Raw genomic sequence first — 14,106 nt, forward strand, 5'->3', positions numbered from 1 at the left:
TAGCACGACCAAGGACAGCAAAATAATGAAAATTTATTGGAGGCACATTAAACACTATTCTTCTATTTATAACTCTCTTGCTTTTCATAAAAATGAATGATCTGATGGAGCAAAATGCTCTTTATCCGTAAAAATCAAATACGCCGAGTCAAAAGCATGATATTCTTTATGATATTTTCATGCCCTATTAATGATGGCACCGTCACTTGGCACAATTTCCATCATTTATCTGAAAAAATCATATTGCCAACTATATTGAAGCAATCATTCCTGAAATATTCAAGCGATTCATGATCTTCAATAGTTTCATTTTCTACAGAGATCATGGCCCGCACTTTTTCTCCATATCAAATGTATACTTTTTGAGGGAAGCATAATATTTTCAAAGTCATATTTGCAATGGCATATGGGGGCTCTTCAACGATCCGTTTCATCAGATAGCAGCGGGCCTGCCGCACCGCTACATCTTCTTGTGCTTCAGGATGGCGATCAGCAGGCAAAAGCCCATGCAGGCGGCGAGCACAAAGCCGAACAGTCCGATCACCGGCACATTGTGCCAGCGGGGCGGAATGCCTGAGAGCACAATCAGCGAGCTGCCCACAATGAGCGCAGCCAGCACAATGGCAAAGACCAGACGGTTGGTGATGCGTTCGAGCGTCACCTGCAGGGGCATGATGCCCCGGTGCTCGAAGCCTATGTTGAGCTGCCCGCTTTGCAACTGCACAAGAACGCTGCTCAGGTCATCCGGCAGGGCGCGCAGGAGCCGGAAATAACTGAGGCCAAGGGAAGCCGCCTCTTCCATGAGCCGGCCCGGCTTCATCCGCTCCAGTTGCAGGCGCTGCATGAAGGGCTGGGCCAGCGCGAAGAGCCGCAGGTGTGGGTCCAGCATCATGCCCACGCCCTCAAGGGTGCAGAGCGCCTTGATCATCAGATACAGGCTGGGCTTGAAAGACAGATGGTGCCGGTTGACCAGGGTCAGCAGATCCTGGAAGATTCTGGCTGCCTCCAGCTTTTCCAGCGGCTGGTAGAGGTAGCGGTCCATAAAAAAGACCAGGTCGCACTCCAGCCGGTCCCGGTCCACCTCGCCCAACTGAATGGTGGTGCGCAGCACGCCGCCCGCGATTTCATGCTCGTCCCTTTTGACCAGACTCGTCACCAGGGCGGTAAAGTCATCCTGGTCGCGGCGGGACAGGCGGCCCATCTGGCCGAAGTCGATGAAGCACACCACGTTGCCGGGTAGAATGAAGATGTTGCCGGGATGCGGGTCGGCATGAAAAAAGCCGTGGCTGAAGATCTGCTCCATCACGAGATTGGCGCCGCGCCGGGCCAGGAGTGCAAGATCATAGCCCTCGGCCTCGAGCCGTGCCACGTCCGAAGACTTGATGCCCTCAATGTACTCCATCACCAGAATGCAGCTCGAGGACAGCTCGGGATAGACCTCTGGCACGTGGATGTCCGGGTTGCCTTTGAACTGCTGGGCAAAGCGCTGCACGTTCGCGAGTTCGAGGGTGAAATCCAGCTCCCGGTTCAGACTTTCGGCGAATTCTTCCACCACCGTGGTGGGGGAATGGCTGCGCAGCTCCTCCAGATACTGTTCCATCAGGCTGGCAATGTGGCTGAAAATCTCCAGATCCACATTGATCAGCCGGGCAATGCCGGGCCGCCGCACCTTGACCACCACCCGACTGCCATCGGCGAGGCGCGCCCGGTGCACCTGACCGATGGAGGCCGCGGCCATGGCCTCGTGCTCGAATTCCGGAAACAGCGTCTCGGCCGGCGCACCGCATTCCCGCATGAATACAGCGTCTATTTCCGCCCAGGGCACGGGCGGAATTTTATCCTGCAGGCGGGCCAGTTCCTGGATGTAGGGCGGCGGCAGCAGATCCGGCCGGGACGAGAGCAACTGGCCCAGTTTGATGAAGGTCGGCCCCAGCTCCTCAAAGGCCAGCCGGAGCCGCTCCGGCCGGGAGAGCCGCGCCAGCGTGGCTTCGGGCAGGGCGCCGCCCAGCCGCTGCCAACTGGATTCCAGATACTGGTCGATGTGCAAACGGCCAATCAGGTCGCTGAAGCCGTACTTCAAAAGCACCTGCAGGATGCGGTTGTAGCGTTGCAGGTGCCGGTAGGTACGGCCAAAGGCACCCAGCTTGCGCAGGCTGAACATGGCGCTGGCCCGTTTTTCCTACTGGTGGTTCCGGTTCAGCAGCGAGTGCAGCTCGTCGATTTTGCGTTGCAACTCGGCCACATCTTCCCTGGTTGCCAGATCGAGCTTTTTGACCTGCTCCTCCACCCGGCGGGCCACCCACAGATCGAGCTGCTCGCGGGCCTTTTCGGATCTGCGGCGCAGGCCTTCGACAAAATCAAGCCCCTCCTCCCGGGTCATCCTGCCCTTTTCCACGACCTCTTTCTGCAGTTCTTCCAGTTTTTCCTTGGTGAGTGTCGCCACGCCGATGCCAATGTCGAACATGTTCAGCAACAGTTCCTTCATGTCTGCCATAATGCACTCCTTGTGATAAAATTACAGGTGATTTTTTGCCATGTCCCGGTGCCGGCGGCAGACCGCATAGCCCTTGTCCTGCAGCCATGCGGCCAGATGCTCCGTCAGCGCCACCGAGCGATGATAGCCGCCCGTGCAGCCGAGCGCAATCACGAGGCTGTCCTTTTTGCCGTTTATCGCCCAGGCTGCACAGACAAAGGTAAGAAGCCGCTGCAGCAAGGCAAGAAATTCCCGGGTTTCCGGCTGACGCAGCACATAGTCCGCCACCCGCTCGTCGGTGCCGGGATAGGGCTTCAGTTCCGCCACCCAGAAGGGATTGGGCAGAAAGCGCAGGTCAAATACATAGTCGGCCTCCATCGCGCCGTGGCTGAAACCGAAAGAACTCACCGTAATCTGCATGATGCTCGTCTCCTTTTACACCTCGCGGATGATCCGGACCGCCTCGTCGCGCTCGCCTATGCCCCGCCGGATCATCTCATGATTGTAGGCGCTGATCACGTCCTGCCGCTTGAGCATGCCCAGAACCCAGGGTTCGCCCTTGCTTTCCACAACAGGAATTTCGTCGATACCCTTCACGTCGAAGAGCCGGATGGCCTCGTACAGGCTCGCGTCCGGCGTGAGCATGATCACATCACGCGCACAGATGGCGCCCACCAACTGGCCGGCCCGGTCGGCCTCGGGCAGAAGCAGCGCGGTCTTCACATCCTGCATGGAGACGACTCCAACCATGAAGCCACGGTTGTTGATGACCGGAAAATAAAAGTGGTTACTGCTGTCTCTGAACAGCTCCAGGAGCTGGTTCACATTGGCGTTTTCGCTGATAAAGCACACATCTTCGGTGATGGCCTTGCCCACGCGCACGGACTTCATGATGGCCGTCTCCCTGCCTTCGTGGATGTCGATGCCTTCCTGCGAGAGTTCGGCGGTGTCGATGGAATCGTCGTGGAGCCATTTGGCCGTGATGGTGCCCAGCACCGCAGTCAGCATGACCGGGATGATGATCATGTAGTTGCCGGTCATCTCGAAGAGCAGAAAGATTGCGGTCATGGGCGCGTGGGTGGAGGCGGCCAGAAAGGCGCCGATACCCACTGTGGCGTACGCGCCGGGCGAGGCGGTGGCAGTCGGAAAGAGGCTGTGCACCACGATGCCAAAGGAGCCGCCCAGCACGGCGCCGATAAAGAGGGCCGGCGCAAAGACGCCGCCCGCACCGCCGGAACCCAGTGTAATCGCCGTGGCGACCGACTTCAGCACCACCAGCGCCGCCATGCGCCAGAGCAGGGTGTCGCCGTCCAGGGCTTTGGCGATGTAGTCGTAGCCGTCGCCCATGATCTGCGGGAAATAAATGGCAATGGCGCCCACGAGCAAGGCGCCCAGAAGCGGCTTCAACTGCGGGTGCAGCGACAGCCTGGCAAAGCGGTCTTTGACCAGATAGAAGAAGCGGATATGCAGGACCGCCGCAATGCCTGTAATCACGGCCATCAGCGTGTAGAGCGGTATTTCCACGAGTGGATTCACGATGGCATAGGGCGGAATGGGAAAGGCCGGCACCTCGCCGTAATAGGCGCGGGAGACCACGGTGGCCATGGCGGACGAGATGGCGAGCGCCGCAAAGGAGCCAATTTCGTAGGTGCCCAGCAGCACGATTTCCGAGGCAAAGAACATGCCGGCCAGGGGCGCGTTGAAGATACCCGCAATGCCGCCTGCGCAGCCGGCCGCGATATAGACCTTCATGCGCCGGCCGGAAACGCGGAAACGCTGGCCCACCTGCGAGCCTATGGCGCCCCCGATCTGGGCGATCGGGCCTTCGGTGCCGGCCGAGTTGCCGGAGCCGATGCTGAGCGCGGATGACACGATCTTGAGCACAATGGTGCGGGCCTTGAAGACACCGTTTTCCAGATTCACCCGCTTCAGGAATCTGGGCAGGCCATAGCCATTGATCTCGCCAGGGAAGGCCAGGGAAAAGGGGATCAGCAGCGCGGCTCCGACCATGGGCAGAAGCGGCAGCAAGGCCCGCCGCCAGCCACCCTGGTCTATGCCCAGCAGCGATGCACCGTGGTGCAGAATGATGGTTTTCACCAGCTCCATGCTTTCCCGAAAGGCAATGATGACCAGGCCGGCCATGAGCCCGATTGCGGCGGTGATCAGCATCATCCGGGTGCGCTCGCCCGGCAGGAAGCGCTGCAAATGTACAAGTTTGGACATAAAAGGCGATGTTGCAGAAAAAAGCTGAACGCAGTGACAGCAGGCGGCAGAAGCCGGGCCACTATACCCGAAAGCGGCCCGGTGGTGGAGAAAAAAGGGCTGGAGACATTGGTCTTGTGGCAGGGCCTGGACAAAAGACGGCCCGGAAAGCCCGGTCGGCCCCTTGCCCTGTTCGCGCACAATTTTGCAGGCAGCCTCCATTTCCTGGGCTGCATGCAACCTGCAGGAGCACCAGTGAGGGCGTGGTTAAAGCCCCAGGCCGGGCTTATCCTGCCCGTCAACGATCATCCGGGCCCGCGAACAGGCGAAGCCTTTTTCAAAGCCCACCCGGAAAGGCTCAGCCTCTGACCGGCGGATTGTAGTAGCCGAATTTGAGCCAGGGGAAACGACGCTTCAGCGCAGAGAGCCAGCGCCGCATGCCCATAGGCTGTCCCGCGGCCTGAAAAGCGATGACTGCCCGGTACCAGTCCGGGTCCATGTTGAGATTGCGAAGCTGTATGAGGTCTGGCCGGTGCCTTTCGATCAGGGTGGCAAGGGCATCGAACTCCGCCGGGTCGTCGGTGCAACCGGGCAGGATAAAATAGTTCAGCGACACGTGACGGCCTGCCTTTTTCATGATGTCCAGGCTCGCGCATACATCGGAGAGCGAAAATCCTTTGGGCCGGTAGTAGCGACGGTGCCAGTCGGCCTGGGCGCTGTTCATGGACAGCCGGATGGAATCCAGACCGGCGGCGGCCAGACGCTCCACCGCTTCGGGCAAACTGCCGTTGGTGTTGAGATTGATGGTGCCGCGGCCTGTGTGCGCGCGGATCAGACGAATGGCCGCCTCTATGACCCGGGCCTGCAGCAGCGGCTCGCCCTCGCAACCCTGGCCAAAGCTTGCGATGCCGCGTTCGGCTCTTGCCAGATGCGGCCCCGCCACTTCGGCGATTTCCTGCGGCGTGGGCACAAAGCTCAGGCGGTCCTGGGTGGCCGAACAAGTGCCCTCGGGCTGGAAGGAAATGCAGCCCGCGCAACTGGCATTGCAGGCCGGCGAACAGGGCAGCGGCGCCTCCCAGCGGTCCAGAAAATAGTTGCGGGCCGCCGGACAGCCGTAACTGAGGCAGCAGATACCCAGATGCTGGACCAGCCGGTTCTGCCGGCAGGCTTGCAGCCGCTTTCGGGTTCTGCGCTCCAGGGCCGCAAAATCGAACTGGCAAAGATCCTGGCGGATATCGGCATCGCTTCTCAGGGCAGCGACCCAGAAGCGGCCCTCGGCCCAGCCCACCGCGGTGTAGGCGAAGAGGGGCAGCAGCGGCGCCTGCCGGGCAGGCTCCCTTTTGACAAAGGCCGTGGTATAAAGCGCGGTATGCGCCGGGGCCATGAAGGCAGCCACCGCCTGCACCGACTCGCCCTGCCGGTACGGGTTCTCCGCCAGCAGGGCGAAATCGCCCGTGTCCGGCTCGACCCCCACCGGCATTCTGCCGGGCAGAGCAAAGAGTTCGCTGCCTTCAGGCAGGGCGATCAGCTCTTCCGGCTCCGGCGCGTAGAACTCGCCGCCGGCACTCCCGGCCATGGACATGCCGCTGTAGTCGAGAATCGCCCCCTTCCCGTCGGCAAAAACCAGATGGGGGCGCATCCGCGGATGCCGGGCTGGCATGCGTGCCCCTATTGCAGCCGGATGCGGGAGAGAATGGAATCCACCGCATTGTAGATGGCCAGATCGTCGCCGAACACATCCTGAATGTTGTCGTGATCGATCAGGTCTTCGGTGATGTACTGGGTCAGGTAGAGACTCACCAGATTCGGGTCGGGCACCAGATTGCGGATGGGCGAAATCTTGTACTGCATGTCGAACTCGTCCAGCTCGGAGAGGCGCTCCAGTTGCCGCTCCATGACCTCCTTGACGGCCTGGACCGAATTGGTTTCGATAATGTGCTGGTCCATCAGCCGCTGCACCAGCAGGATGGCCAGCTCGGGCGCCATCTCGCGGGAACGCTTCAAAAGGTAGCGCCGCTCGCGCTCGCGCTTGCGATCAATGGCATCAATGGTCTTGTTGGTGGAACTGCCGGGATTCATATGACGCGCCATGGACAATATCCTCATGTTTTATTTGGAGAAACAGCCTCCAACTATATCGTTTTTCCCCCAATACGCAATTTAAACCCTGTGTTCCGCTCAAGCTTTTCTCCATGCCCACCCCTGAAAAAAGATTCACTTTCCTGCTTCTCGCAGTAGAATTTTCTGGAATGATGGTTATTATGAGCACGGCTTCTTTCGCTGCCTGCCGATGGCGAAGAGAGCCCGAATTTCTTATTTTTATCCCCAGGAGGAACCAATGAGAGGGAGAAAAGCACTTGTTATTGTCGCCGCCATGCTGATGGTGTGCAGCCTGGGTCTGACCGGCTGCAGCAAGAAAAAAGCCAAAACCGCTCCGGAACAGCCGAGCGACCTGCCGGAATCCGGCATGATGTCCGAACCGCTTGACAGCACAGGCGACTCCGGCATCATGGAAGGTCGGACTTCCGGCCCCATGGTGCCGGTCTACTTTGCCTTCGACAGCTCCAGCATCGAAGGCGAACAGACGGCCCGCATGGAGACCAACGCCGATTTTCTGAAGAAGAATCCCAATGTCAGCATCCGGGTCGAAGGCAACTGTGACCCGCGCGGTACCAAGGAGTACAATCTGGCTCTGGGCGAGCGTCGCGCCCAAAGCGGCAAGAACTATCTGTCCAGCCTGGGAGTTGATGCCTCCCGGATCACCACCATCAGCTTTGGCGAAGAGAAGCTCCTGCTCTTCGGTCATGACGAAGTGTCCTGGGCCCAGAACCGTCGCGACGATTTCGTTATTACCGACCGCTGAACAGAGCCGTCTTTTGCACAAAAAACCGGATTGGGGCCAGACCCTGTCCGGTTTTTTTTCTTCCCTGCCTTGCCGAGGACCAGGTCAGTCGGTATAGTGGCAGCTTTCATAAACATAAACCAGAAAACTTTTTCAGGAGTTCCCCCATGAAAGGTCTCAAGTGTATCGTGGCCGGTCTGTGCATGGCCGTTCTTTGCTGTTTTTCCGGCCTGAGCGGCCAGGCCGGCGCAGCCGAACTCAAGGTCGGCGTGGTCAACATGCAAAAGGTCTTCAGCAGTTCGAATGCCGGCAGGCGTGCCCAGAACATCATCGAGCAGAAGGCGAAATCCTATGAAGCCAGCTTCAAAAAGGACAAGGACGCCCTCCGCGCCATGCGCGACGAAATCGACAAGAAGAACTCGGCCTGGAGCAACGAGGTGAAGCGGGAAAAAATCACCGCGTTCCAGAAAAAGAGTGCGGAACTGGCCAGCAAGGAGCGGGAAGCCAACATGGAAATCCGCAAGCTGCAGGAGCGCCACGTGCAGCCAGTGCTGAAAAAACTGGAGGAAGTGATTCAGAAAGAGGCCAAGAGTGGCAATTACGACCTGATCCTGCCCAACAACGCCATTCTCTTTGCCGCCAGCCAGCTCGACATCACCGACGATGTGACCAGGGCGCTCGACGCCGCCATGAAGTAGAGCCAAAGCGCTTTCATGTCGGATTTGCGTACCCTTGTGCCCCGATTCACCGGCCTCCATGTGCTGGTGATCGGGGACATCATTCTCGACCACTTCGTCCGGGGCAAGGCCTCCCGCATCTCCCCGGAAGCGCCTGTCCCGGTGGTCAGCGTGCAGCGGGAAGAATACCTGCTGGGCGGCAGTGCCAATGTGCTCAGCAATATTGTGGCGCTGGGCGGCCGGGCCGAAATCTGCGGCATGATCGGCCAGGATCCGATGGGCGACAAGGTGCTGGGGCTCCTGTCCATGGTTGGCGACGTGGGCAAAGGCATTGTCCGCACCGGACGTCCCACCACCCTGAAAACCCGGGTGCTTGCCCAGGGACAGCAGGTCGTGCGCATTGACCGGGAAGAAACCGGCCCCCTGCCGGCTGGGGCCTTGGAGCGCCTCATGGACTGGCTGGGCTGCAACCTCTCCCGCTTCGATGCGGTCCTGGTCAGCGACTACGCCAAGGGCATGGTGAGCGAAAGCACCATGCAGACGCTGCGCCACGCCCTGGACGATGCCCGCCGCACCAGCGGCCGCCCTATTCCCTGGGTGGTCGACCCCAAGCCGGTCAACATGCCCCACTTTGCCGGTGCGAGCATCATCACGCCCAACCACCACGAAGCGGCCCGGATGTCCGGGCTCCCCATCCGCGGCGAAGAAAATCTGCTGGCTGCGGCCCGCGCCATTCAGGACGAACTGGCGCTGCAGGCCGTGCTCATCACCCGGGGCAGCGGCGGCATGGCGCTTCTGGAAAACGACAGGCCCATGCAGCTCATTCCGACAGTCGCCAAGGAGGTTTTTGACGTCACCGGTGCGGGCGACACCGTGGCCGCCACCCTGGCCCTGGGCCTGGCCGCAGGCGGCAGCATGAGCGAAGCGGCCCGGCTGGCCAATCATGCGGCCGGCATCGTGGTGGGCAAGATCGGGACAGCCGCCGTGAGCGTCCCGGAACTCCTGGCAGCCCTGCCCCCTGCCTGAACACGCCTCAAACGAGAACCTATGTCTGCCCGTAGTATGACAGGATTTGGCCATGGCGAAGCCGGTGGCCCGGAGCGGCTCTGGACTGCGGAAATCCGCACGGTCAACCACCGCTTCCTGGATCAGAAAATTTCCCTGCCCCGCGGCTTTGCCCATTTTGAAGAGCCGGTGCGCAAGCTGGTCGCAGCCCGCCTGAGCCGGGGGCATGTGGAGGTGCAGCTCAGTGCGGACGGCGAGAAGGCGGCCAGGGTCCAGCTCACGCTGAATCTGGAACTGGCCCGGCAGTACCACGGGTGTCTGCAGCGGCTGGTGCAGGACTTTGCCCTGGAAGGCGGGATTCGGCTCGCCGATCTGCTGACGCTGCGCGACCTCGTGAGCATCGAGGAAAAATCGCCAGACATGGAGCAGGAATGGCAACTGGCCAGCGCAGCCCTTGACCAGGCCCTGGGCGCCTGCACCCGAATGCGGGAGCAGGAAGGCCGGAGCCTGAAGACGGAACTGTCCGGCCGGCTGCAACTGCTCTCCAGCATGGTGGACAGCGTGGCAGCCCAGTCTCCCGAGCTGTTGCGCCAGCGCCAGAACGAACTGGGCGAGCGCGTACGCAAGCTGCTCGCAGGCGTGGATCTCGATCCCATGCGGCTGGCGCAGGAATGCGCCATCATGGCGGACAAGAGCGACATCACCGAGGAAATCGCCCGGCTCCGCAGCCACATCGGCCAGTTCGGCAACTTTCTGGAGCAGGACGAGGCGGTTGGCCGGCGGCTGGATTTCCTGCTGCAGGAGTTTCTGCGGGAAGTCAACACGCTCTGCTCCAAGTGCACGAACGCGGGCATTGCCCAGTTGGGCGTGGCCATGAAAAACGAGATCGAAAAGCTCCGCGAGCAGGTGCAGAACATCGAATAGAGTGCGCCCGGCCGATCGCCCGGGTTTCGTTCGACAGGCCAAGGCCTCCCGGCCTTCCCCGCTCATACGGGGCGAGAGGCAGCGCAGATCAGCTCAACCCAGCAAAACAACGATTCTCAGGCATGGACAATGGACTTTTACATGTAGGCTTTGGCAATGCGGTCATGATCCGCCGCATTCTGGCGGTCGTCAATCCCGGCTCCGCCCCGGTACGCAAACTCAAGGAAGAGGCGCGAATGGAGAAAAAAATCATCGATGTGACCGAAGGCCGCCGCACCCGCTCCATTCTCATTCTGGACTCCGGCCACCTGATGCTCTCCTCGGTGCAGCCGGACACCATCACCCAGCGGATGGCCCAACTGGCGCGTGAAGAACATAATCCGGCCCTGAAACTGGAACGGCTGACCCAGGAGGCCTGAGACGCCCTCCCTGCCCACTGTTCAACCACAAAACGCCTATGAACCACGGCCTGCTCTTCATTCTCTCCGGCCCTTCGGGCAGCGGCAAATCCACGATCACCCACGCGGTGCTGGACAGCATGCCGGGTCTGGTCTTCTCTGTCTCCCACACGACACGAACGCCGCGTCCGGGCGAAAAGGACGGCGTTGACTATCACTTCATCGACCGGGCCGCCTTTCTGGCCCTGCGCGACCGGCAGCCAGGCGGCTTTCTGGAATGGGCCGAGGTGCATGGCCAGCTCTATGGCACCAGTGTGGCCGAGGTCCAGGGCAAGCTGCGCCAGGGTCTGGACATCCTGCTGGATATAGATGTGCAGGGTGCACGCCAGGTCTTGGCCCGCCATCCCGAGGCCATCAGCATCTTCATCTGTCCGCCATCGGCCCAGGCGCTGGCCGAGCGCCTGCAGCGCCGCGCCACCGAGTCCCCCGAAAGCATGGCGCTCCGGCTCAACAATGCCCGCCAGGAACTGGAGCATGCGGCAGACTACAGGTATCTCATCGTGAATGCGGAGCTGGAAAGCGCCATCACCGCCTTCAAAAGCATCATCATCGCCGAGCGGCTGCAGCAGCGGCGCGCGGCGGACGGCACGCCCCTGAGCCAGTCATGGTAAGAGAAAAAAAGCCGGGCCGCCCGGCGCAAAGGCAGTCTCAAGGCCGGGCAGCGGCAGCGAAGGCCACCACGGAGCAAAAAACCCGGACGCCGCAAACCGTGGAGTCCGGTCAGGCCGCGGCAGAGACGGAAGAGCTGATCTGGGGTCTGAACCCGGTCAGGGAGGCGCTGAGCGGAGCGCAAGCCCTGCACGAGCTGCGGGTTGCGGAGGGCAAGGCCGGGCCGCGCCTGCAGGAACTGATCGCTCTGGCGAGACGCCGTGAGGTGCCGCTCCGTTTTGTGCCCATGGCCCGGCTGGGAGCGCCCAGGGATGCCCGGCATCAGGGGGTCGTGGCCCGCCTGGCCGCCGTGCAGACCGTGGAGCTGGCCGCCCTGTTGCAGGACTATGCCGGCCCGCTTCTGATTCTGGACTGCATTCAGGACCCCCACAATCTGGGTTCCATTCTGCGCTCCGCCCTGGCTGCCGGTTTCGAGCGTGTGATTGTCCCCCGGGAGCGCAGCGCCGTGCTGGGCGGCACGGTGGCCAAAAGCTCGGCGGGCGCGCTGAGCCATCTCAGCATCTGCCGCGTGAAGAATATCGCCGAAACCCTGCAATGCTTAAAAGAGTGCGGCTACTGGATATTCGGCGCCGTGGCCGATCCTTATGCGGCCCCGATCTATGCCACGAATTTTCCGGCTGCCTGCTGCCTGGTCATCGGTGGTGAAGGCAGGGGCATCCGGCCGCTGGTGCAAAAACGCTGTGATCAGCTTTTTACCATTCCCATGGCCAGAGGCTTCGATTCCCTGAACGTCTCCGCGGCCGCAGCGGTCATCCTCTTTGAACTCGCCCGCCGGCGTTCGACCGCACAAGAGCCGGCCTTTGCCGGTCATGACCGGTAAGCGCCCGGCCTGCACGATACATGCCGCGCTGGAAGCCGCATCCTGCCCGTCTTGACAGCATGGGGCAAATCCCGTAAGTTTTGCCGCCGTTCACACGGCTGTTGCGCTCCCCTTCCCTCACCCCACCAGGTATCCGCCATGTTTGGAATCGGCCTGCCGGAAATGATCGTCATCTTCGCAGTCGCCCTGCTTGTCGTCGGCCCGGAGAAACTGCCCGAACTGGCCCGTTCGCTCGCCAAGGGGCTCTTCGAGCTGAAACGCACCGTCAACGAGGTCAAAGGCAGCTTTGCCGAGGAAGAGCAGGCGGTCAACGAGGTCAAGGACAATCTGAAAAACGCCGCGGCGGAGCTGCAGAAGCGGGTCCTGCTGGAAGAAAATCCGCCGCCCCCGCCCTGGCAGAATGCGGCTCGGCAGCAGGCGGCATCGGATTCGGAGGCCAGGGCCGGCGAGCCGGAAGCCCAGGCCGATGCGGAGGCCATCCTGGAGGCGCAGGCAGAGGCCGGCAAAGGGGCCGCGAGTCCGGAATTGGTCATTGACGCCGAGCTGGTGGCAGAGGCAGCGGCGCAGCCTCCGGCAGATGAACCGGACAAGGCGAAAGCCAGGCAGGCATGAGCGGGGAATTCGCCGCCTTCCGGCCCCACTACGCCGAGATGCGCCGCCGGCTGGCGCAGACGGTGATTGCCGTTCTCCTCTGCAGCACCGTTGCCTATGTCTGCAAGGACACGCTCACCGCCTGGTGCATGCAGCCGATCCGGCAGGTCTTTCCGGAGATGGGCCAGCTCGTCTACACCAGCCTGCCCGAGGCATTGGTCAGCTACCTGAAGCTGGCGCTCATTGTGGGGCTGATGGTCAGTTTTCCCTATCTCCTGGCCCAGATCTGGCTCTTTGTGGCCCCGGCCCTGCTGAAACGGGAAAGGCTCCTCGTGCTCAAGGTGCTGCCCCTGGCCACGCTGCTCTTTGTGGGCGGGGCGGCCTTTGCCTTTTTTGTGGCCCTGCCGCAGATGCTCCGCTACTTCATGAGCTATGCCGGGCCCGAGCTCATGCCCATGCTCAGGATGGGCCAGTACCTCACCTTCATTGCCCGTATGACCCTGGCCTTTGCTCTGGCCTTTGAAATCCCCTTCCTCATGGTGGTGACCGTACGCACGAGCCTGACCCGCCGTGACCATTTCAGCACCCGGCGGCTCTGGTTCTACGGCGCCATCGCCGTGCTGGCCTTTCTCCTGGCTGCCGGCGATCTGACCGCCACCGTGCTGCTGGCCGTCCCCCTGTGCCTGCTCTACGAATGCGGCATACTGGCCTGCCGGCTCTTTGGCGGTAAAAAGGCCAAAACCTGAAATCTGAACGACGCGGCGGCTGCAGGCCAAATCCTGCTGCAGGAGCGCCCCCGACGGGTGGCGAAGCGCGAAGTGGTGGCGCTTTCTTGTTGCAAAAATCCGGAAAGTATGCCATTTTGGACGCCGTTTCCTGCGCCCTGGCCGGGGGCAGGATGCAGCGCTTTTCGGAACGTAGCGCAGACTGGTAGCGCACCTGAATGGGGTTCAGGGGGTCGGAGGTTCAAATCCTCTCGTTCCGACCAGAAAATCAGGGGCTTGCGGAGTTTTCCGCAAGCCCTTTTTGTTTTGGCTAACCCTTCGCACGGCACAGGCCAGCCCCTTCAGGGCCTGCAATAGCGCCTGGCTGTGCGCCACCCGCAGTTCTCCGCCTCGGCCTGCGGCAAAGTCCGCATCCAGAAGGCTCCTTTGATAGCCGGCTCAGGAGACTTCCCGACGGCTGCAGCCACCGACATAGGGGCGAGCACCTGCATCAGCGCGGTTTCGCCGTGCTTGTTCGCGGCGTTGGGGTTCGCCCCTTCTTGAAGCGCCCTGCGGACGGCGGCCAGGTCGCCCTCCACGCACAGTTGCACAAATTCCGCATCCGGCATGGCAGCCTGGACGGCGGGGGCCACAAGCAGCCCGAGGCAGAGCAGAAACGCCGCCAGGAAGCCGGATGGGCGGCGCAAAAGGGGCCGGGCAGTCGGAATGGGCATGATCTTC

At 61.4% G+C, this 14,106-nt stretch carries 16 protein-coding genes and 1 tRNA gene; 10 read left to right on the forward strand and 7 right to left on the reverse strand.

Annotated elements, in window-relative coordinates; all coding sequences use genetic code 11:
• Nucleotides 1–460 precede the first annotated feature (460 nt).
• The 6 genes from CAY53_RS11615 to CAY53_RS11645 all read right to left on the reverse strand — a co-directional run bounded on the left by CAY53_RS11615 (nucleotide 461) and on the right by CAY53_RS11645 (nucleotide 6,766).
• Nucleotides 461–2,161, reverse strand: a complete 1,701-nt coding sequence (locus tag CAY53_RS11615) for an ABC1 kinase family protein (protein WP_104937234.1) — start codon at nucleotides 2,159–2,161, stop codon at nucleotides 461–463.
• An 18-nt stretch (nucleotides 2,162–2,179) separates the two neighbouring features.
• Nucleotides 2,180–2,494 carry a phasin family protein gene (locus tag CAY53_RS11620; RefSeq protein ID WP_104937235.1) on the reverse strand — a complete coding sequence of 105 codons (315 nt, stop codon included), beginning with the start codon at nucleotides 2,492–2,494 and terminating at the stop codon, nucleotides 2,180–2,182.
• A 21-nt stretch (nucleotides 2,495–2,515) separates the two neighbouring features.
• Nucleotides 2,516–2,893 (reverse strand): RapZ C-terminal domain-containing protein, encoded by a 378-nt coding sequence (locus tag CAY53_RS11625; protein ID WP_104937236.1) that lies wholly within the window; start codon nucleotides 2,891–2,893, stop codon nucleotides 2,516–2,518.
• Nucleotides 2,894–2,908: 15 nt separating this feature from the next.
• Complete coding sequence (locus CAY53_RS11630; protein WP_104937237.1) at nucleotides 2,909–4,696, reverse strand: chloride channel protein; 1,788 nt, start codon at nucleotides 4,694–4,696, stop codon at nucleotides 2,909–2,911.
• 337 nt (nucleotides 4,697–5,033) lie between these two features.
• Nucleotides 5,034–6,335 (reverse strand): radical SAM family protein, encoded by a 1,302-nt coding sequence (locus tag CAY53_RS11640; protein ID WP_104937239.1) that lies wholly within the window; start codon nucleotides 6,333–6,335, stop codon nucleotides 5,034–5,036.
• An 8-nt stretch (nucleotides 6,336–6,343) separates the two neighbouring features.
• Complete coding sequence (locus CAY53_RS11645) at nucleotides 6,344–6,766, reverse strand: hypothetical protein (protein WP_104937240.1); 423 nt, start codon at nucleotides 6,764–6,766, stop codon at nucleotides 6,344–6,346.
• 247 nt (nucleotides 6,767–7,013) lie between these two features.
• Between CAY53_RS11645 and pal the strand changes: the two genes are divergently transcribed.
• The 10 genes from pal to CAY53_RS11695 all read left to right on the forward strand — a co-directional run bounded on the left by pal (nucleotide 7,014) and on the right by CAY53_RS11695 (nucleotide 13,649).
• Nucleotides 7,014–7,538, forward strand: coding sequence for a peptidoglycan-associated lipoprotein Pal (pal, locus tag CAY53_RS11650; protein ID WP_245874820.1), 525 nt, complete (start codon nucleotides 7,014–7,016; stop codon nucleotides 7,536–7,538).
• Nucleotides 7,539–7,684: 146 nt separating this feature from the next.
• Entirely contained in the window at nucleotides 7,685–8,215 is a 531-nt protein-coding gene (locus CAY53_RS11655; RefSeq protein ID WP_104937242.1) for an OmpH/Skp family outer membrane protein, read from the forward strand.
• A gap of 15 nt (nucleotides 8,216–8,230) precedes the next feature.
• Nucleotides 8,231–9,220, forward strand: a complete 990-nt coding sequence (locus CAY53_RS11660) for a bifunctional heptose 7-phosphate kinase/heptose 1-phosphate adenyltransferase (RefSeq protein WP_104937243.1) — start codon at nucleotides 8,231–8,233, stop codon at nucleotides 9,218–9,220.
• A 21-nt stretch (nucleotides 9,221–9,241) separates the two neighbouring features.
• Nucleotides 9,242–10,123 (forward strand): YicC/YloC family endoribonuclease, encoded by an 882-nt coding sequence (locus CAY53_RS11665; RefSeq protein WP_104937244.1) that lies wholly within the window; start codon nucleotides 9,242–9,244, stop codon nucleotides 10,121–10,123.
• Between the two features lie 122 nt (nucleotides 10,124–10,245).
• Nucleotides 10,246–10,542, forward strand: coding sequence for an extracellular matrix/biofilm biosynthesis regulator RemA family protein (locus tag CAY53_RS11670; RefSeq protein ID WP_104937245.1), 297 nt, complete (start codon nucleotides 10,246–10,248; stop codon nucleotides 10,540–10,542).
• A gap of 38 nt (nucleotides 10,543–10,580) precedes the next feature.
• Nucleotides 10,581–11,192 carry a guanylate kinase gene (gene gmk, locus CAY53_RS11675; RefSeq protein WP_104937246.1) on the forward strand — a complete coding sequence of 204 codons (612 nt, stop codon included), beginning with the start codon at nucleotides 10,581–10,583 and terminating at the stop codon, nucleotides 11,190–11,192.
• Nucleotides 11,186–12,070 carry a 23S rRNA (guanosine(2251)-2'-O)-methyltransferase RlmB gene (rlmB, locus tag CAY53_RS11680; RefSeq protein ID WP_104937247.1) on the forward strand — a complete coding sequence of 295 codons (885 nt, stop codon included), beginning with the start codon at nucleotides 11,186–11,188 and terminating at the stop codon, nucleotides 12,068–12,070. The genes gmk and rlmB overlap by 7 nt, the downstream gene beginning before the upstream one ends.
• 138 nt (nucleotides 12,071–12,208) lie before the next feature.
• Nucleotides 12,209–12,682, forward strand: a complete 474-nt coding sequence (locus CAY53_RS13265) for a twin-arginine translocase TatA/TatE family subunit (RefSeq protein WP_219842674.1) — start codon at nucleotides 12,209–12,211, stop codon at nucleotides 12,680–12,682.
• Complete coding sequence (gene tatC, locus CAY53_RS11690) at nucleotides 12,679–13,407, forward strand: twin-arginine translocase subunit TatC (RefSeq protein ID WP_104937248.1); 729 nt, start codon at nucleotides 12,679–12,681, stop codon at nucleotides 13,405–13,407. Before CAY53_RS13265 ends, tatC begins: the two co-directional genes overlap by 4 nt.
• Before the next feature lie 165 nt (nucleotides 13,408–13,572).
• Nucleotides 13,573–13,649 (forward strand) — tRNA-Pro (locus tag CAY53_RS11695).
• A gap of 78 nt (nucleotides 13,650–13,727) precedes the next feature.
• Here the strand turns inward: CAY53_RS11695 and CAY53_RS11700 are convergent.
• On the reverse strand, nucleotides 13,728–14,099 hold the full coding sequence (locus tag CAY53_RS11700; RefSeq protein WP_104937249.1) for an ankyrin repeat domain-containing protein: 372 nt from the start codon (nucleotides 14,097–14,099) through the stop codon (nucleotides 13,728–13,730).
• Nucleotides 14,100–14,106: the final 7 nt, after the last annotated feature.

Origin of the sequence: Desulfobulbus oralis, from assembly GCF_002952055.1 — a bacterium.
Lineage (GTDB): Bacteria > Desulfobacterota > Desulfobulbia > Desulfobulbales > Desulfobulbaceae > Desulfobulbus > Desulfobulbus oralis.